The organism is Pseudomonas aeruginosa (assembly GCF_001457615.1).
Classification (GTDB): domain Bacteria; phylum Pseudomonadota; class Gammaproteobacteria; order Pseudomonadales; family Pseudomonadaceae; genus Pseudomonas; species Pseudomonas aeruginosa.
This window is the reverse complement of record NZ_LN831024.1, coordinates 3,402,589-3,420,928: the sequence shown is the minus strand read 5'-3', so window position 1 is coordinate 3,420,928 and position 18,340 is coordinate 3,402,589. Positions and strand designations below refer to the sequence as shown.

The 18,340-nt window shown below is 68.6% G+C and carries 13 protein-coding genes; 5 read left to right on the top strand and 8 right to left on the bottom strand.

Annotation, left to right across the window (positions count from 1 at the left end; all coding sequences use genetic code 11):
* Nucleotides 1-461: 461 nt before the first annotated feature.
* The 8 genes from AT700_RS15545 to AT700_RS15510 all read right to left on the bottom strand — a co-directional run bounded on the left by AT700_RS15545 (nt 462) and on the right by AT700_RS15510 (nt 9,183).
* Nucleotides 462-2,009 (bottom strand): PucR family transcriptional regulator, encoded by a 1,548-nt coding sequence (locus AT700_RS15545; RefSeq protein ID WP_031686710.1) that lies wholly within the window; start codon nt 2,007-2,009, stop codon nt 462-464.
* A 63-nt stretch (nt 2,010-2,072) separates the two neighbouring features.
* The gene (locus tag AT700_RS15540) at nt 2,073-3,305 is read right to left on the bottom strand and encodes an aromatic amino acid transport family protein (protein WP_023108105.1); all 1,233 of its coding nucleotides are present in this window, start codon (nt 3,303-3,305) and stop codon (nt 2,073-2,075) included.
* A 44-nt stretch (nt 3,306-3,349) separates the two neighbouring features.
* On the bottom strand, nt 3,350-3,697 hold the full coding sequence (locus AT700_RS15535; protein WP_023108104.1) for a cupin domain-containing protein: 348 nt from the start codon (nt 3,695-3,697) through the stop codon (nt 3,350-3,352).
* 12 nt (nt 3,698-3,709) lie between these two features.
* Nucleotides 3,710-5,110 (bottom strand): NAD(P)/FAD-dependent oxidoreductase, encoded by a 1,401-nt coding sequence (locus AT700_RS15530; protein ID WP_048521136.1) that lies wholly within the window; start codon nt 5,108-5,110, stop codon nt 3,710-3,712.
* A 193-nt stretch (nt 5,111-5,303) separates the two neighbouring features.
* Nucleotides 5,304-6,002, bottom strand: a complete 699-nt coding sequence (locus AT700_RS15525; RefSeq protein ID WP_031684711.1) for an anaerobic ribonucleoside-triphosphate reductase activating protein — start codon at nt 6,000-6,002, stop codon at nt 5,304-5,306.
* A complete protein-coding gene (nrdD, locus tag AT700_RS15520) occupies nt 5,999-6,145 on the bottom strand; it encodes an anaerobic ribonucleoside-triphosphate reductase (RefSeq protein WP_003088212.1) in 147 nt (48 codons plus the stop codon). Before nrdD ends, AT700_RS15525 begins: the two co-directional genes overlap by 4 nt.
* A 43-nt stretch (nt 6,146-6,188) precedes the next feature.
* A complete protein-coding gene (locus tag AT700_RS15515) occupies nt 6,189-8,216 on the bottom strand; it encodes a ribonucleoside triphosphate reductase (protein WP_009876299.1) in 2,028 nt (675 codons plus the stop codon).
* A gap of 157 nt (nt 8,217-8,373) precedes the next feature.
* Nucleotides 8,374-9,183: a class I SAM-dependent methyltransferase gene (locus AT700_RS15510; RefSeq protein ID WP_003088221.1), complete on the bottom strand. Its 810-nt coding sequence runs from the start codon at nt 9,181-9,183 to the stop codon at nt 8,374-8,376.
* A gap of 167 nt (nt 9,184-9,350) precedes the next feature.
* On the opposite strand from AT700_RS15510, the gene AT700_RS15505 reads away from it, so the two are divergent.
* The 5 genes from AT700_RS15505 (at nt 9,351) to AT700_RS15485 (ending at nt 18,307) form a co-directional block, all read left to right on the top strand.
* Entirely contained in the window at nt 9,351-11,312 is a 1,962-nt protein-coding gene (locus AT700_RS15505) for a TonB-dependent receptor domain-containing protein (protein WP_031653165.1), read from the top strand.
* Entirely contained in the window at nt 11,312-15,157 is a 3,846-nt protein-coding gene (gene cobN / locus AT700_RS15500; RefSeq protein WP_048521135.1) for a cobaltochelatase subunit CobN, read from the top strand. Before AT700_RS15505 ends, cobN begins: the two co-directional genes overlap by 1 nt.
* Nucleotides 15,154-15,630: a MotA/TolQ/ExbB proton channel family protein gene (locus AT700_RS15495; protein ID WP_003088234.1), complete on the top strand. Its 477-nt coding sequence runs from the start codon at nt 15,154-15,156 to the stop codon at nt 15,628-15,630. Before cobN ends, AT700_RS15495 begins: the two co-directional genes overlap by 4 nt.
* On the top strand, nt 15,630-15,956 hold the full coding sequence (locus AT700_RS15490) for a DUF2149 domain-containing protein (RefSeq protein WP_003088238.1): 327 nt from the start codon (nt 15,630-15,632) through the stop codon (nt 15,954-15,956). The genes AT700_RS15495 and AT700_RS15490 overlap by 1 nt, the downstream gene beginning before the upstream one ends.
* 80 nt (nt 15,957-16,036) lie before the next feature.
* Nucleotides 16,037-18,307: an OsmC domain/YcaO domain-containing protein gene (locus tag AT700_RS15485; RefSeq protein WP_031640198.1), complete on the top strand. Its 2,271-nt coding sequence runs from the start codon at nt 16,037-16,039 to the stop codon at nt 18,305-18,307.
* The last annotated feature ends 33 nt before the right edge of the window (nt 18,308-18,340 follow it).

The window sequence follows — 18,340 nt, the reverse complement described above, 5'->3', positions numbered from 1 at the left end:
GGTATGGCCGTCGGCGTTGGGACGTCAGTGAGACGTGGTGGCGCCAGTCTGCAACCGGGCGCTGCCGGGAATGCCGGGCGACCCCGGCGGGCGCTGGGCGGCGGGGGCCTGCCGAGCGCGTGGGGGAAGTCGCTCGAGGGAGGCGGTGAAGACCGCCGGCGGAGATACGAACAGGGTGGGTAGCGGGGCGGATACAGCGTCGATTCCGTTACGCATCGCAGGCCTCCTTTGCGCCGCGCCGATGGGCTTCCGTCTTACCGTTCGAGCCTAGAAGCGCGGGCCGCGCCGCTCCAGCGGCGGGGTGGCTAGCTAGCAAGGGGGATTAATGCATTCGCAAAGACGCTCGCTGCGATGCACCGTGGTCCGGCATCCACAGGCCACGCCGCTGCCAGGCAACCGTTCCTGGCCGCGCCTGTTGGCGGCGGCGTCGCCCTGCAAGCGCCAGGTATCGGGCTCCGCCGTCAGTCCATGTCGCCGCCATGGTGCGCGGACTGCTCCAGGAGGCTGCTCTTCGCCGTCCTGCCCCTCGCTTCCGGCGACAGCCGGGTTGCCTGCAAGGCGAACCAGAGGGTCGCCACATCGGCGGTGCTGTCCAGCGAGCGACCGCTGATTTCCTCGATGCGGCGTATCCGGTAGACCAGGCTCTGCTTGTGTATGTGTAGCCGCTGCGCGGCGTTCAACCAGGACCTGTTTTCCTCGAGAAAGACCTGCAGCGTGTATAGCAGTGCAGAGCCATTGGCCGCGTCATAGTCGTGGAGGGCGCCGAGGACCAGGCGGAACGCCCGCTCAGCCTCGGCGAGGCTTCTGGGTAGCCAGGGCGCCTCGTCGTCCAGTTCCGCGTAGCGACACAACGGTCGCCGGGAATGGCTGTGGGCCAGGGCCAGGCGCGCTTCGCGCAAGGCCTCGGCGCAACGTTCGGCACGACGGAGCGGGGCGCTCACGCCCAGCGAGCTGTCCAGGGCTTCCTGCAGCTTCGAGGCGAGGCCGGCCTGGTGCAGCAGAATGATTTCCTGGCCCTGCGCGCGAACCAGCAGGCGTGAGTCGTGGCCCCGGAAAAGACCGATAGGGTCGGTCGCGAGCCCCTCGGAACTTGCCATGGAAACGACTGCATCGTCGAGGTCGAGCCCGGGCAGCAGTTCCTCCAGCCGCTCCTCGGCTTGTTCCCGGTATAGCCGTCGTTGCAGCAGGTCGTCGAGCAATTCCGAACCCAGGCGCAGGTGGCGTTCGCTTTCGACGCGCAGCCGTTCGATCTCTATGCCGAGCACTGCCGTCAGGTGGTGCAGGAGACTGTAGTCCGGCAGCCGCTCGCCCAGGGCTATCAGCAGGCAGTTCCGGTCGGAAGGAATGCCGATGCTGAGCGCTTCGCCTTCCGCGAGCGGATGGCGAAGGACCATCGGCTGCGGCTCCGCCTGCTCGCGACGGCGGTTGCGCAGCGCGTCGGCCAACTCCACGGGCAGCCCTGGCAGGCCTGGCTGCCAGGCCGCCAGGGTGTCGGGAACGATGAGGTAGAGGCTGCTTCGCACGTCCTTGCCGAGGCGTTGCAGCAGCGCCGGCAGGCCCAGACCCTGCATGCTCAGCCGGGCGCTTTCGTATATCCGGGCCAGGGCGTTGCGGCGCTCGTATTCGTCTTTCTGCCCCGCATCGACGATGGCCCGGGTCACGGCGGCGAAAGGGACGCCGTAGTGGGTGAGAATCAACGGGAAGCCCAGGGCCTCGGCCGTCTCGCGCAGGGCATCGAGGTCGCTCGGGGCTTCCATGTTCTCGCCGATCATCATGCCTGCCAGGCCGGCCTCGGCCAGTCTTCGGATGTAACGCCGTTGCCGCTCGGCCTCGCTCGGTATGCCCAGCCCGGTGGTCATCAGCAGGTCACCCTCGCCGAGCCATTCGGTGGGGTCGTCGAGTTCGCAGACATGCGCCCAGCGAACCGGGCGGTCGAGGCCGCCGGCTCCGCTCAGCAGGCGTGAACGGAGTTCGGGGAGGGCGATCAGGTGGCGGATGCTCTGCGGCATGTCCAGGAAACTCCAGGCATGGGCCTTCAGTGTAATCGCCCCGGGCGCAGGCAGCGCGCCGTGTCACCAACTGGCGGGCAGCATCCCCAGTGCCGAGGCGATCGCGTAGACCCCGCTGGAGGCGAACACCAGGACGATCAGCCCCTGTATCAGCGGATGGGCATACCAGCCGCAGCTGAATGCCGGCAGTTGGTCGCCGTGGCGCCGCGCCGCGTTGAGCAGGAGGATGGGGATGATGCCCATCAGTACGCCGCCGAAGGTACCGGCGAAGTACAGCGCGTTCACGAAGCCGCCGAGCCCCGCATAGGCCAGCAGGAACGGCGGGACCGAGACCGCGGCGAGCACCGCCAGGCGTTTGCGCCGGTTGGTTTCGCTGCCCAGGCGGAAGTGGTCGAAGATATTGGTGAACAGGCACCCGCCGAGTCCCCAGTAGGAGGTCAGCATCGCCAGCAAGGCGAAGGTGTTCGCCACGTAGTAGGCCCATTGGCCGAGGGAGCGTCCCCAGCTCAAGGTCGCCACCTCGCTGAGGTTGTCGGGGCCGACCAGGGCGATGACCGAGGCAGGAATGGCCGCCACCAGCAGGAAGGTCAGCAGCATGCCGACCACGATCAGGCGCGGCAGGCGCCCGGGGGTTGCCAGGTTGCCGCGCACCAGCTCCGGAACCAGGAACTGCGCGCCGAACACGAAGACCGCCAGGTTGAACACTGGAACCACGTATTGCCACTGGCTCTGCCAAAGGTGGGCGAGACGGGCGTCGTCGTGCATCAGGGTAGCGCCGATGAGGATGCAGACGATGGCCACCATGCCGGCGCTGATCAGCTTCTCGCCCACGCCGAGCGCCTTCAGGCCCAGGTAGAGCACCAGCGCCGAGGGGACGAAGAAGATCAGGCTGCCGACCTCGCGCGTGAGGCCGTACTGGCCGAAGAACTCGAGCATGATGTTGCCGCTGCCGGTCATGTAGGCGACCAGGGCCCCGTAGCTGTTGGCCGCCACCGCGATGAAGATCAGCCAGCCGCCGAGCGGGCCCAGGTAACGCCGGGAGAGGCCGCTGAGCTGGTTGTTGCCGCGGGTTCTCAGGCAGGCTTCGGTCACGTAGAGCATGGTGACGATGCAGAAGAGGCAGGTCAGGGCCAGGCATACCAGCAACGGCACGTAGCCGACCTTGCGGGCGGCGTAGGCCATGCTCAGCACGCCGGCGCCGATGTTGGTGCCGATGATGATCGCGATCGTCTCGAGCGAGCCCAGGGGATGGGCCTTGAGGCCCGATGCGTTGTCGTTCGCTTCTCGCATACCCATTTCTTGTTTCCTCTGTCAGGGCGGTGGAGTTCGGTTCTTCGGGGTCAGTCGAAGATCAGGTAGGTCTTGCGCACGGTTTGGCGGATGTCCCAGGTGCCCTGGGTGGCAGCGGCGAAATAGAGTGCGTCGCCGGCGCGAAACTCCACGGCCTGGCCCTCGTCCGGGGTGAAGCGACCTTCACCGCTGACGATGTAGCTGTACTCGGCCTGCTCGACCTGTCGGCGGAAGCGCCCCGGGGTGCATTCCCAGATGCCGGTCACGCCGTTGCCGTCGGCGAGCGGGCGGTGGGCCGCGGTACGGGTCAGGGCTACCGGTTCGCCCAGGGGCTGGCCGACGGGCGTGGGCGAGGTGAAAAGACTTTCGTCGTCGAGACGGATGAGCGAAGGGTTCATGCCATGGGCTCCTCAGGATTTGTCTTCAAGGCCGGCAGGGGCGAAGCGCGCGAGAAAGCGGTCGGTGGCCGAGGGCGCGGTACCGGCGAGTTCCGCGCGTTCCTTGCGCAGGACGGCGTTGCGCACCAGGGAGCCGCCCAGGTAGCGCAGCGGCTCGGGGGGGAAGCTCCGGCAGCGGCGTTCTACCAGCGGACAACGGCTCCACGGGTCGTCGCGGCCGAGGGCGAGGCTGGCGAGGATCCGCCCGCCCAGGCGGCTCGGTCCCACGCCGTTGCCGCTCCAGCCGATGCCGTAGTGGATGTTCTCGTGCAGGCGGCCGAAGACCGGCAGGCTGTCGTAGGTGCGGTCGATGGGGCCGGACCAGCCGTCGACCAGCGGGATGTCGCCTAGCGAGGGATAGGTGCGGCGGAAGTCGGCCTCGGTCAGGGCCAGGCTCTCCCGGTCGACGTCGAATACCCGGCCGATGCGCGAGCCGTAGCTGATGGCGCCGGTGCCCTTGCCGAAGGCGATGCGCCCGTCGCGGGTGGTGCGGTAGTAGTCCACCATCAGTTGGGAGTCGGTGATGGCTTCCCCGCCGGTCCAGCCGATTCGCTCCAGCCGTTGCGGTATCGCCTCGGTAACCGCGATGGAACTGTTCACCGGCACGATCAGCCTGGAGAGCCTGGGCAGGGCGGCCGACCAGGCGTTGGTCGCGAGAACCACCGCCTTGGCCTGGACCCGGGCCCCGGCGCTCAGCAGCTGTGCCGGCTGGCCGGGAACGATCTGGCTGACGCCACAGCGCTCGTGGATTTCCACGCCGAGGGCCAGCGCCACGCGGCGCATGCCTTGCACCAGCAAGGCTGGTTGCACGGTGGCATTGCTGCGCTCGAAGACCCCGGCGAGATGCACCGGCGAACCGGTCCGGCGTGCCACTTCGCTGGCGTCGAGGCGTTCGAAGGGACTGACGCCGAGCCGTTCGCAGGCGGCGAGGGTATCGTTCCAGGCGTCGAGGTGGTGCGCCGTGGTGGCGGTCCACAGCCAGCCCTTCTGCTGGAAGTGCGCATCGATGTCATGCCGCGCGCAGAACTCCCCGAGTTCCTGGATCGCCCGCTCCGCGCTTTCGCCAAGGAAGCGCGCCTGTGCCTCGTTGCAGAAGCCCAGCAAGGTGCCGATCTTCGGCCACCAGGACATCACGAAACCACCGTTCCTGCCGGAAGCGCCGCCGCCGCAGACGTCCTGCTCCAGCAGCAGGACCCGTGCGTCCGGCTCCAGTTGCTTGAGGGTGATGGCGGTCCAGAGCCCGACGAAACCGCCGCCGACTATCGCCACGTCCGCCGAGTGGGTGCCGACGAGGGGGGCGCTGGCGGCGTCGGCCAGGTCGGTCGAGCGCATCCAGTGGCTGGGGGTCAGGGGAGGGGTGAGCGTGAGTTTCATGGCGCGGGTCCGGGGTCGCTGAATCTGGAGCAAGGGTGGCGAGCGGCGCCGTCCGCGACAATTGGACGCAACTAGGAATCGAGAAGGTGCTCTCGTACGATCGTATGAGTCTTGTGAAGGGCAGGCCTGGTCGGGACTGCCCGCCCTGTCCGAGCGAGCTGGCAGGCCCGAGCGGCGCCGCTGAACCGGAGGCTCAGGCGTCGCGCAGTTCGAAGGCGGGAAACAGCTCTTCCAGTTCTCGCCATAGCTGCGCAGCGCCCTGCGGCGCGGGCTTCGCGAGAAGCTGCGGATCGAGCTGGCGGGCCGGGCGCGCCAGTTGTACGGCGAAGCGCTCCACCCCCATCCCGCGCAGGCGCGTCGCCAGGCGCCAGAGGCGTTCGCTATCGAACAAGCCCCAGTGCACCGTGGTCCGGCATTCGTAGGCTACGCCGCTGTCCAGCAGGTATTCCAGGCTGCGCCAGTTGGCCGCGCCGCTGCCGTCCACGCCGGTAATGGCGGCAACGTCCTCGGCCGGCGCCTTGACGTCGAAGCCCACCCAGTCGCTCTGCCCCAGCACCCGGGCGAAGGCGCGGGGGTTGATGCCGGCGCTGTGCAGGCCGACGCGGAAGCCCAGTTCGCGGACCGTGCGCATGGCGTCGCCGAGGGCCGCCTGCAGGGTCGCCTCGCCGCCGCTGAAGACCACCGCCTGCAACAGGCCCTGGCGTCGGCGGAGGAATTCGAGCAGGCGTGGCCAGGGGATTTCCTCCGCGCCGCGCGGCGCGATCAGTTCCGGGTTGTGGCAGTAGCGGCAGCGCCAGGCGCAGCCCTGGCAGAACAGCACGCAGGCGAGCAGGCCGGGGTAGTCGAGGGTGGTCAGGGGCACCAGGCCCCCGACCCTGAGCGTGGCGCTCATCGCGTCTCGCGGAAATGGCGGCGTTCGCGATGCTCGGACTGCTTGCCGGCATTGAACGCTGCCACGGGACGGTGGTAGCCCATCACGCGGGTCCAGACTTCGCAGCGCTGGCGCTGGCCTTCGGGCAACTGGTTGGGGTTCATCGGTGGTACTCCTTGCTGGTGGATGAAAGGAACGACAGGCGACTCAACCGCCGCAGCCGCCGCAACAGCTCTTGGGCGTGGAGCGTTGCAGCAGCTCCTCGTCGCACTTCGGGCAGAACTCGTGCTCGCCGGCCAGGTAGCCGTGCCGCGGGCAGATCGAGAAGGTGGGGGTGACGGTCAGGTACGGCAGGCGGAAGCGACCGAGGGCGGTGCGCACCAGGGTCTTGCAGGCTTCGGCGGAGGAAATCCGCTCGGCCATGTAGAGATGCAGCACGGTGCCGCCGGTGTACTTGCATTGCAGGGCGTCCTGCAGCTCCAGTGCCTCGAACGGGTCGTCGGTGAAGCCCACCGGCAGTTGCGAGGAGTTGGTGTAGTAGGGCGCCTCCGGCGTGCCGGCCTGGAGGATGCGCGGATAGCGCTTGCGGTCCTCGCGGGCGAAGCGATAGGTGGTGCCCTCGGCGGGCGTGGCTTCCAGGTTGTAGAGGTGCCCGCTGTCCTCCTGGAAACCCACCAGCCGCGCGCGCACGTGATCGAGCAGGGCCAGGGCCATCTCGCGCCCGGCTTCGCTGTGCAGTCCCTCGCGGTCGTCGCTGAAGTTGCGCACCATCTCGTGCAGGCCGTTCACGCCGATGGTGGAGAAATGGTTGCGCAGGGTACCCAGGTAGCGTCGGGTGTAGGGATAGAGGCCGGCATCCATGTGCTGCTGGATCACCTTGCGCTTCAGCTCCAGGCTGGCGAAGGCGAGTTCGAGCAGGTGGTCGAGCTGGCGGTAGAGGCCGGCGGCGTCGCCACGGTGGCGATAGCCCAGGCGCGCGCAGTTGATCGTCACCACGCCCAGCGAGCCGGTCTGCTCCGCCGAGCCGAACAGGCCGTTGCCACGCTTGAGCAGTTCGCGCACGTCCAGTTGCAGGCGGCAGCACATCGAGCGCACCTGGTTGGGCTGCATGTCCGAGTTGAGGAAGTTCTGGAAGTAGGGCAGGCCGTAGCGCGCGGTCATCTCGAACAGGCGCGTGGCGTTGTCGCTGTCCCAGGGGAAGTCGTGGGTGATGTTGTAGGTCGGGATCGGGAAGGTGAATACCCGGCCGTGGGCATCGCCGGCCTGCATCACCTCGATGTAGGCGCGGTTGATCAGGTCCATCTCGGCCTGCAGCTCGCCGTAGGCGAAGGGCATCTCCTCGCCGCCGATGCGCGGCACCTGGTCGCGCAGGTCGTCCGGGCAGACCCAGTCGAAGGTCAGGTTGGTGAAGGGCGTCTGGGTGCCCCAGCGCGACGGCACGTTGAGGTTGTAGATGAACTCCTGGAGGGCCTGGCGTACGTTGGCGTAGTCGAGGCGGTCCTTGCGCACGTAGGGCGCCAGGTAGGTATCGAAGGAGCTGAAGGCCTGGGCCCCGGCCCACTCGTTCTGCAGGGTGCCGAGGAAGTTGACCATCTGCCCCAGGGCGCTGCCCAGGTGCTTCGGCGGACCGGCCTCGACCCGCCCCGGCACGCCGTTCAGGCCTTCGTTCAGCAAGGTGCGCAGCGACCAGCCGGCGCAATAGCCGGCGAGCATGTCGAGGTCGTGGATATGCAGGTCGGCGTCGCGGTGGGCGGCGGCGATGTCGGCATCGTAGACCTCATCCAGCCAGTAGTTCGCGGTGACCTTGCCGGATACGTTGAGGATCAGCCCGCCGAGGGAATAGCCCTGGTTGGCGTTGGCGCGCACCCGCCAATCCTCGCGGGACAGGTATTCGTTCATCGACGCGGCGACGTCCACCAGGGTCTTGCGCTCGCGGCGCAGCCGGCCGTGGCGTTCGCGGTAGACCACGTAGGCGCGCGCCGTGGGGTAGTGGCCGGCCTCCATCAGCACCCGTTCGACCAGGTCCTGGACCCGTTCGATATCCAGGCAGGCGCGCTCCGGCAGGCGTTCCACCACGCGTTCGGCGAGCGCCTGCGCCTGCTGCGGGTCGAACTCGCCGGTGGCCTGGCCGGCGGCGGCGATGGCGCGTTCGATCTTGCCGGGATCGAAAGGGACTTCACGTCCGTTGCGCTTGAGCAGGGTGGCCGGCCAGGTAGCCTTCCGGGGCTGGGTCATTTCAACTTCTCCACAACATGATGTGTTTTGATTTTTCAAAACAACAAGATGTTGTGGATTCTGGCGAGCGACGCCGAGCCGTCGTTGATCTGCGTCAACGTCCGGCGGATTGCCCGGGTTCCATTGGAGGTATTCCCCGTGCCCGGGTGACGGCGTATCAGGCCTGGGCGAGGCGGGCGAAGACCACGTAGTTGTCCAACTGCTGCCAGACCGTGGCGGCCTCGGCGAAGCCCGCCTGGCGCAGGGCGGCGAGATGGAAATCGAGCGAGCAGTCTTCGTCTTCGCTGGCGCGCCTGAGCGGGCGCCGCGCGAAATGGGCGTCGCGCTGCGCCTTCAGCGGGGCCAGCCGGGGGATCTGCGCGGCGCGTTGCCACCAGTCTTCCCAACTGTCCGCGCCGCTGGCCACGGACGCCTGGAGGACCCGCTCGCGGTGCTTCCGGGACAATTCCGCGAGTCCCGGCCAGCGTCGGTCGTAGCGCATGTGGTCGGCGTTCAGCAGCACGCCGCCGGGGGCGAGCAGCTCGCCGGCCTGGGCGTAGAACCCGGCGAGTTCGGCGGGCGACAGCCAGTGCAACGCGGTGGAAGAGAGCAGCGCCGCGGGCCGTTCGCCGGCGAGGGACTCGCGCGCTTCGGCGACCCGTTCGGTCCAGCCTGGATCGGTGAGGTCGCACTCCACCACGCGGACCCGCTCGGCGAAACCGGCCAGCGCCGTACGCGCGATCTCCAGCAGCATGACGTCGGCGTCCAGCGCCACCACCCGCGCCGCCGGGAAGCGTTCGAGCAGGCGCCGGCCGAGGGAGCCCGGGCCGCAGGCGGCGTCGATGGCGGTGAAGCGCCCGTCGCGGCCGAAGAGGTCTTCGAGCAACTGGAACATCGCCTCGTAGCGCTCCTCGCGCTGGCGGATGTAGCCCTCCTGCTGGCGGTCCCAGCGTTCCAGGAGCGCCATGATCTGCTCGGTTGCGGTCATCTTTCCTCCAGGGGGGCATGCCCGGTTGAGAGTGGGGTCCTGTGCTTCGAGGGATACGGCGAGCGAGACGTTCCCTCGCCTCGACGAAGAAGAAACGGCGGGCATTCTTCATTCGAGAAAATGTTATGTTATAACTTATAAATATTCATAATTCATACCTGCCGACCATGACCCCCCATTCCTCCCCGCACCGTCTTCCTCCGCTGCGGCTGGCCCGCGCCGTGCCGTTCCTCTACCTGCTTCCCTGCCTGGCGCTGGCCGCGCCGGTCGACCTGGAGCCGACCGTGGTCAGCGCCACCACTACCGAGCGCAAGCTGCGCGACGCCCCGGCCAGCGTTTCGCTGATCACCGCCGAGGACCTGCGGCGGCGCCCGGTGCGCGACCTGCAGGAAGCCCTGCGCGGTTCGGAAAGCCTGCAGTTCAACGGCGTCGGCATGTCCCGGCGGGGCATCAGCGTTCGCGGCATGTCCAGCGAGCACACCCTGGTGCTGGTGGACGGCCAGCGGATCTCCACCTCGTCCGGGGCCATCGCCCATTCCGACTTCGACCTCGGCTGGGTGCCGGTGGAGAGCATCGAGCGTATCGAGGTGGTACGCGGACCGATGTCCTCGCTCTACGGTTCGGAAGCCCTCGGCGGGGTGGTGAACGTGATCACCCGGCGCGCCACCGATACCTGGACGGGTAGCGGTCTGCTCGATGGCGGCGTGCGCGAGGACGGCCTCGGCGGGCAGAGCCACCAGCTCGGCGCCTATCTCGCCGGGCCGCTGGTGCCCGGCAAGCTGGGCCTCGCCCTGAACGGCGAGAGCCGCCGCCAGCAGGAAACCCCGGACGCCGATGAGCGCCGACTCTCCGAGCTGGAAGGCGGCAACGCCGACAGCGGTGGGCTGAACCTCAGTTGGACCCCGGACGACGCCCAGCGCATCGACCTCGGCCACCAGCGCGGGCGCGAACGACGCTGGCGCAACAGCGAGACCGGAGGGTCGCGCTCGCGCTACTACGAGTCGCGCGACGTGATCGAACGCGAGCGCTGGTCGCTCGCCCACAATGGCCAGTGGGACTGGGGCAGCAGCCAGCTGCGCACCTACCGCAACCGCCTGGAGCGGCACAACGCGCGTTCCGACGGACAACCGCCGAGCAACCCGCAGCGCCTTACCGACAGCGTGGTCGACGGCCACCTCAGCGTGCCGGCCTTCGAGCGACATCTCTTCACCCTCGGCGGCGAATGGCGCAAGGAAGAACTGGAGGATCGCTCGGTGAATACCGCCGGCGACGCCAGCGCGCGACACAAGGCGCTGTTCCTGCAGGACGAGATCGCCTTCGGCCCGGACTGGTCGCTGACCCTCGGCAGCCGCTTCGACAAGCACGAGGCGTTCGGCTGGGAAAGCAGTCCGCGCCTGTACCTGCTGCACCACCTTTCCGATGCGCTGACCCTGCGCGCCGGCGTCGGCCGCGGCTACAAGGCGCCGAGCCTGAAGCAGCTATCGCCGGAGTATGCGGCGGTCGGTGGCGGCGGGCGCTTCACCATCTACGGCAATCCCGACCTGAAGCCGGAGACCAATACGTCCTACGAACTGGGCGCCGACTACCAGGGCGATGGCTGGTCGCTGAAGGGCACGGTGTTCGAGAACGATGTCCGCGACCTGATCCAGACCGTCTGCGTAGCGCGCTGCGGGGTGCGCGGCGGCGAGATACGCAACTACGAGAACGTCGACAGGGCACGGATCCGCGGCCTCGAGCTGGGCGGCGGCGTGGACCTGCCGGCGGACCTGCGCTGGGAACTCAACTACACCTACCTCGACGCGCGCAACCGCACCGCCGGCCAGCGCCTCGGCGATCGCTCCCGGCACCTCGCCAACAGCCAATTGCGCTGGAGCCCCAATGCCCGCTTCAGCGCCCAGTTGCGCACCGAATACGTCGGCAGCCAGGTGGCCTACAGCAGCAACGTCGGCTACGCCTTGCCGGCCTACAGCCTGTGGCACCTGGAGCTGAGCCAGAAACTCAGCGAGAACCTGACGCTGCGCGGCGGCATCGAGAACCTTGGCGACCAGCGCCTGGCCGACGACGACACGCACTTCACCTATGCCGAACCTGGGCGGACCTTCCATCTCGGCCTGGTGGCGAGCTTCTGATGCGCCGTTCGCTACTCTTCTGCGGCGCGCTGCTGGCCAGTCTCTGTGCCTGGGCGGAGCCGGCCCAGGTGCGTCTGCTCAGCAGCGATTTCGTCCTCCCGGGCAAGCACCAGCGCCTAGCCGGTTGGGCGCGCGAGGCCGGTGTCGAGTTGCGCGGCCTGCGCCTCGGCATCGGCGAGGCGCCGCCCGGCGAGTGGCTGGACGGCGGCGACCTGCTGATCCTCGACACGCCGCGGCCGACCGATCGCGCCCAGGTCGAGCAGGCGCTGGGCGAGCGCTTGCAAGGCGGGACGCAACCCTGGATCCGCGTCGGCGGCGGTCCGCCGGGTTTCGGCAACCTGCCGGCGGCGCTGGGCGGGCGCCTGGTCGGCTACTACGCGAACGGCGGCGAAGCCAACCTGCGCCGGCTGTTCGAGGCGGTCCGACGCTGGCATGCCGGCCTGCCCGTCGACGCGTTGCCGGCGCCGCAGCCCCTGGCGCAGGCCGGCTTCTATCATCCCGACGCACCGGCGCCGTTCGCCGGCCTCGCCGACTACCTGGCCTGGGGCGCCTCGCGCTGGGCCAGCGACGCCCCGCGCATCGCCTTCCTGATCCCGCGCGGCGCCATCGCCGACGCCCAGACCGGCGCCATCGACGAACTGTTGCGGCGTAGCGAGCGGCACGGCCAGGCGCCGCTGGCGGTGTGGTTCGACGACAGCGATCCGGAAGCGTTGAGGAAGTCCTTCGCTGGCGCCGATGTCCAGGCGCTGGTCAACCTGCAGCACCTGCAGAACGGCCCGGCGCGCCGTGCCGAGTTCCTCGCGCTGGACGTGCCGGTATTGCAGACCCTCGGCTACCGCGACGGCAACGAGGCCGACTGGCTGGCCGCCGCCAGCGGGGTGGCGCCGCGTACCGCGGCGGCCTTCCTCGGCATGCCGGAAACCTGGGGAATGAGCGATCCGCTGGTGATCAGCGCCCTGGAGAACGGCGAGCCGAAGCTGATGGCCGGGCAGGCCGAGGCCCTGCTGGACAAGCTCGACCGGCTGCTGCGCCTGCGTCGCCTGCCGGCGGCGGACAAGCACCTGGCGCTGATGTTCTGGAACCACCCGGAGGGCGAGAAGAACGTCGCCGCCTCGCATCTCAATGTACCGGCCAGCCTGGCCCGTCTCGGCGAAGCGCTGCGGGCGGCCGGCTACCGGGTTGCGACGAGCGACGAAAGCGCGCTGATCGATACCGCCCAGCGCCTGCTCGGCGGCTACTACCGGCCGCAGACCCTGGACGCGCTGTATCGCGACGGCCTCGCCGCGAGCCTGCCGCTGGACGCCTACCTGCACTGGTTCGAGGCGCTGCCGGCGGATCTGCGCGAGGAGATGCGCGCGCGCTGGGGCGACCCGCGTCGACATTGGGCCTTGCGCGATATCGACGGCCAGCGACGCTTCGTGTTCCCGGCGGCGCGCCTGGGTAATCTGCTGCTGTTGCCGCAGCCGCCGCGTGCCGGCCGTCCGGGCGAGGCCTACCACGACAGCGCGGTGCCGCCGGACCATCTCTACCTGGCGGTCTACCAGTTCGTCCGCGAGGGTTTCGGCGCCGACGCGCTGATCCATTTCGGCACCCATGGCACCCAGGAATGGCTACCCGGCAAGGACCGCGGGCTGGCGGTGGGCGACTACCCGCTGCGGACGCTCGGCGACCTGCCGGTGTTCTACCCGTACATCCAGGACAACGTTGGCGAGGCGATCCAGGCGCGCCGGCGCGGGCGCGCGGTCACCGTCAGCCACCAGACGCCGTCGTTCGCCCCGGCCGGGCTGTACGACGAACTGCGCGACCTGCACCAGTTGATCCACGAATACCAGCAACTGGACGAGGGCGCGGTGCGCGAACGCAGCGCCGAGCAGATCCGCGCGGCGGTGCGGGCGGCGCACATGAACGACGACCTGGGCTGGAGCGAGGTAGCGATGCGCGAGGATTTCCCGGCGTTCCTCGGCGTGCTCCACGACCACCTGCACCGACTCGCCGGCTCGGCGATGCCGCTGGGGCTGCACACCTTCGGTGTCGCCGCCTCGCCGGAGCTGCGCCTGGGCACCGTCATGCAGCAGCTCGGCGAGCCCTACTACCGCGCGCTCGGTCTCGACCCCGACGAACTGTTCGCCGCCGATTTCAGGGCGCTGCGGGAAGGTCGTGCCTACCGCACACTGCAACGCTACCTGCGCGACGGTGGCGAGATCGCCAAGGTGGCCGATCCGCGCCTGCGCGAGCAGTTGCTGCGCGCCCGCGAACTGGACCGCCAGCTCGCCGACACCGGCGAACTGGAGGCGCTGCTCGCCGGCCTCGCCGGGCGCTTCGTCGCGCCCGGGCCGGGCGGCGATCCGATCCGCAATCCGCAGGTACCCAGCGGGCGCAACCTGTTCGCCTTCGAGGCCGACAAGGTACCGACCCGCGCCGCCTACGAAGCCGGCGCCGAGGCCTTCGGCCAACTGCTGGAAAGCTACCGCGCCGAGCACCAGGGCAGGGCGCCGGAAAAGCTCGCCTTCAGCCTCTGGTCGTCGGAAACCATGCGCCACCTGGGCATCGTCGAAAGCCAGGCGCTGCACGCCCTCGGCCTGCGCCCGCGCTGGGACGCCGGTGGCCGCCTGCTGGCGCTGGACATCGTGCCGGCGGCGGAACTGGGGCGTCCACGGGTGGACGTGGTGCTACAGGTGACCAGTGTCTACCGCGACCAGTTCGACGGCTTCATGCGCCTGCTCGCCGAGGCCATCGAGCGCCTCGCCGCGCTGGACGAGCCGGGCAACCCGCTGGCGCGCAACAGCCAGGCGCTGGAGCGGCGCCTGCGCGAACGCGGCGTCGAAGCGCCACTGGCGCAGCGCCTGTCGCGCCTGCGGCTGTTCGGCAATGCGCCGGGCGACTACGGCACCGGGGTAACGCAACTGACCCTCGATTCCACCCGCTGGGACGACGACTCGGCGCTCGCCGAGCAGTTCCTCGGGCGCTTGCAGTACGCCTACGGCAGTCGCGACTGGGGCGTGAAGCTGGATGGCGGCAACCTGTTCGCCGAACAGTTGAAGGGTGTACAGGCGGCGATCCTCTCGCGCTCCTCGACGCTCAACGGCGTGCTCTCCACCGACCACCCGTTCGAGTACCTCGGCGGCCTGTCGCTGGCGGTACGCCACCTCGACGGCGCCAGCCCGGCGCTGTACATCGCCGACCTGCGCCAGCGCCAGCCGCGCACCACGGCCGCCGCGCAGTTCCTCGCCAGCGAGCTGCGCGGGCGCTACCTCAGCCCGCAGTGGATCGCCGCGATGCAGCGCGAGGGCTACGCCGGCAGCCTGGAAATGCTCGACCTGGCCAACAACCTGTGGGGCTGGCAGGCGGCGGATCGCACCATGGTCCGCGCCGACCAGTGGCAGGCGTTGCACGACACCTTCGTCATGGACCGCCGCGAGCTGGGTCTCGCCGAGTGGTTCGAAACGCACAATCCGACCGCCCAGGCGCAGATCATCGCGCGCATGGCCGAGGCCATCCGCAAGGGCTACTGGGACGCCAGCGAGCAGACCCGCCGCGAACTGGCCGAGCGCTGGCGGCAACTGGCGGCCGCCGGCGCCGGCGAGGTCGGCGCGGCGACCACCCGTGAATTCATCGAACGGATGGCCGGCGGTTTCGGCGAGGCCGCGGCGCAGGCAGAGGGCGCGGCCGCGTCCGGTGCCGGCGAAACGGTCAGCGGCCGCGTCCTCGAAGAAGTCGCGCCGCCGCCGTCCGGCGAGCCGCAGCCGTGGCTCCGGCTGGCCGCCGCCGTGCTGCTCGCGCTGTTCGCCGCCGGCGCCGTCCGGCAGTCCGTAGTCAATCGTCGTCCGATGGAAAATCGCTCATGAATGGTCTGGAAACCAGCCTCTACGAACTCACCCGCCTGTTCCTGCTGCCGGTGCTGCTGTTGATCCTCGCCGCGCTGGCCTACGCCTTCGTCGCCCTCGGCGGCTTCGCCATGGAAGCCTGGCAGCGCCGTCGCGGGCGCTACCGCTCGCGCCTGGCGGCCTGGCAGGCGCTGCATGGCGGCAACAGCGACGACCTCGAACTGTGGATCATGCAGCGCCTGGAATGGCTGCGGATCACCTCGCGCAGCGCGCCGATGCTCGGCCTGGTGGCGACCATGATCCCCATGGGACCGGCACTGCTGGCGCTGACCCGCAACGACGCCCAGGGGATCGGCGAGAACCTGGTGGTGGCGTTTTCCGCGGTGATCCTGGCCCTGGTCGCCGCCAGCATCACCTTCTTCATCCTTACCGTGCGTCGCCGCTGGCTGCTCCAGGAACTGCGCGCCGTCGAACGCGCGCGGGAGGCCGGCTGATGCGCTTCCTCGAACACGACGAGGCGGACGACCCGATCCTCTCGATGGTCAACCTGATCGACCTGTTCCTGGTGGTGATCGGCATCCTCCTGATCGTCATCGTGCAGAACCCGCTCAACCCGTTCAGCCAGGACAAGGTGGTGGTGGTCGAGAATCCCGGCGAGGCGGACATGCGCATGCTGGTCAAGGACGGCAAGGAGCTGAAGCGCTACCAGGCCAGCGGCGAGATCGGCGAAGGGCAGGGCAGCCGCGCCGGGGTGACCTACCGCTTGGCCGACGGACGGATGATCTACGTGCCGGAGAGCGGCGGGGAGGCCGGCAAGTAGCGACGCGTACGGCGGAGAGCTGGGACTTTTGCCCGGAGTTCCCGGATAATGGCCGGTTTCCGTTTCTCTTGGTGCTCGCCGTGGAAGTAAAGGTCAATTTTCTCGATAACCTTCGACTGGAAGCCAGGTTCGATGATTTCACGGTGATCGCCGACCAGCCGATCCGCTACAAGGGCGACGGCTCCGCGCCGGGGCCGTTCGACTACTTCCTGGCGTCGTCGGCGCTGTGTGCCGCCTACTTCGTCAAGCTGTACTGCCAGACGCGCAACATCCCCACCGACAACATACGCCTGTCGCAGAACAACATCGTCGACCCGGAGAACCGCTACCGGCAGATCTTCAAGATCCAGGTGGAACTGCCGGCCGACATCTCGGAGAAGGACCGCCAGGGCATCCTCCGCTCCATCGACCGCTGCACGGTGAAGAAGGTGGTGCAGACCGGGCCCGAGTTCGTCATCGAGGAGGTCGACAACCTCGATGCCGACGCCCAGGCGCTGCTGATGCCCGGCACCGATGCCGCCGGCTGCACGCGCATCCCGGGCAAGGACCTGCCGCTGGAGCAGACCATCGCCAACCTGTCGGCCATCCTCGCCGGCCTCGGCATGAAGATCGAGATCGCCTCCTGGCGCAACATCGTGCCCAACGTCTGGTCGCTGCACATCCGCGATGCGCAGTCGCCGATGTGCTTCACCAACGGCAAGGGCGCGAGCAAGGAAAGCGCGCTGGCCTCGGCGCTGGGCGAATTCATCGAGCGGCTGAACTGCAACTTCTTCTACAACGACCAGTACTGGGGAGAAGAGATCGCCAATGCGGCGTTCGTCCATTACCCGGACGAACGCTGGTTCAAGCCCGGCCGCGACGATGCGCTGCCGCTGGGACTGCTCGACGGCCATTGCCTGGCGATCTACGACCCCGACGGCGAGCTGCGCGGCTCGCACCTGTACGACACCAACTCGGGCAACGTGCAGCGCGGTATCTGCGCCTTGCCCTTCGTGCGCCAGTCCGACGGCCAGGTGGTGTATTTCCCCTCCAACCTGATCGAGAACCTCTACCTCAGCAACGGCATGAGCGCCGGCAATACCCTGGCCGAGGCGCAGGTGCAGTGCCTGTCGGAGATCTTCGAGCGTGCGGTCAAGCGGCAAATCCTCGAAGGCGAGCTGGCGCTGCCGGACGTGCCGCCGGAGGTGCTGGCCAAGTACCCGGGCATCCTCGCCGGGATCCGCGGCCTGGAAGAGCAGGGCTTCCCGGTACTGGTCAAGGACGCCTCGCTGGGCGGCGAATTCCCGGTGATGTGCGTGACCCTGATGAATCCGCGCACCGGCGGCGTGTTCGCTTCCTTCGGCGCTCACCCGAGCTTCGAGGTGGCCCTGGAGCGCAGCCTGACCGAACTGCTCCAGGGGCGCAGCTTCGAAGGCCTGAACGACCTGCCCCAGCCGACCTTCGAAAGCCATGCGCTGACCGAGCCGAACAACTTCGTCGAGCATTTCATCGATTCCAGCGGCGTGGTGTCCTGGCGCTTCTTCAGCGCCAAGGCCGATTTCCCGTTCGTCGAGTGGGACTTCACCCGGCAGGGCGAGGCTGCCAACGCCGAGGAAGCCGCGACCCTGTTCGGCATCCTCGAAGCCATGGGCAAGCAGGTCTACATGGCGGTGTACGAGAACCTCGGCGCTACGGCCTGCCGGATCCTGGTGCCGGGCTACTCGGAAATCTATCCGGTGGAAGACCTGATCTGGGACAACACCAACAAGGCCCTGGCGTTCCGCGAGGACATCCTCAACCTGCACCGCCTCGACGATGCTGCGCTCGGGGCGTTGCTGGAGCGCCTGGAAGACTGCGAGGTGGACGACTACACCGACATCACCACGCTGATCGGCGTCGAGTTCGACGACAACACGGTCTGGGGCCAACTGACCATCCTCGAGCTGAAAGTGCTCATCGGCCTCGCCCTGAAGCGCTTCGAAGACGCCAAGGAAGGCGTGGAGGCGTTCCTCCAGTACAACGACAACAGCGTCGAGCGCGGCCTGTTCTACCAGGCGCTGAACGTGGTGCTGGAGGTCGTCCTCGACGACGAGCTGGAGATCGCCGACTACGAGGCCAATTTCCGCCGCATGTTCGGCGACGCGCGGATGGATGCCGCGCTGGGCTCGGTGGACGGCAGCGTGCGCTTCTTCGGCCTGACGCCGACCAGCATGAAGCTGGAAGGGCTCGACCGGCACCTGCGGCTGATCGACAGCTACAAGAAGCTGCACGCGGCGCGAGCCAGGATGCAGCCCGTGGTCGACGGCGAGGCCGGCGCTGCCGCGGCTGGCGGTCTCAAGCCTCGGCGCATGGCGATCCGCAAGCGCAAGTGAGGAGGGCGCCGAGGTCAGGGCGCGAGGATGATC

Bases quoted from the DNA above. Each gene is read 5' to 3' on its own strand.
- AT700_RS15545 (WP_031686710.1), bottom strand. From the start codon at position 2,009: ATGCCGCAGAGCATCCGCCACCTGATCGCCCTCCCCGAACTCCGTTCA.
- AT700_RS15540 (WP_023108105.1), bottom strand. From the start codon at position 3,305: ATGGGTATGCGAGAAGCGAACGACAACGCATCGGGCCTCAAGGCCCAT.
- AT700_RS15535 (WP_023108104.1), bottom strand. From the start codon at position 3,697: ATGAACCCTTCGCTCATCCGTCTCGACGACGAAAGTCTTTTCACCTCG.
- AT700_RS15530 (WP_048521136.1), bottom strand. From the start codon at position 5,110: ATGAAACTCACGCTCACCCCTCCCCTGACCCCCAGCCACTGGATGCGC.
- AT700_RS15525 (WP_031684711.1), bottom strand. From the start codon at position 6,002: ATGAGCGCCACGCTCAGGGTCGGGGGCCTGGTGCCCCTGACCACCCTC.
- nrdD (WP_003088212.1), bottom strand. From the start codon at position 6,145: ATGAACCCCAACCAGTTGCCCGAAGGCCAGCGCCAGCGCTGCGAAGTC.
- AT700_RS15515 (WP_009876299.1), bottom strand. From the start codon at position 8,216: ATGACCCAGCCCCGGAAGGCTACCTGGCCGGCCACCCTGCTCAAGCGC.
- AT700_RS15510 (WP_003088221.1), bottom strand. From the start codon at position 9,183: ATGACCGCAACCGAGCAGATCATGGCGCTCCTGGAACGCTGGGACCGC.
- AT700_RS15505 (WP_031653165.1), top strand. From the start codon at position 9,351: ATGACCCCCCATTCCTCCCCGCACCGTCTTCCTCCGCTGCGGCTGGCC.
- cobN (WP_048521135.1), top strand. From the start codon at position 11,312: ATGCGCCGTTCGCTACTCTTCTGCGGCGCGCTGCTGGCCAGTCTCTGT.
- AT700_RS15495 (WP_003088234.1), top strand. From the start codon at position 15,154: ATGAATGGTCTGGAAACCAGCCTCTACGAACTCACCCGCCTGTTCCTG.
- AT700_RS15490 (WP_003088238.1), top strand. From the start codon at position 15,630: ATGCGCTTCCTCGAACACGACGAGGCGGACGACCCGATCCTCTCGATG.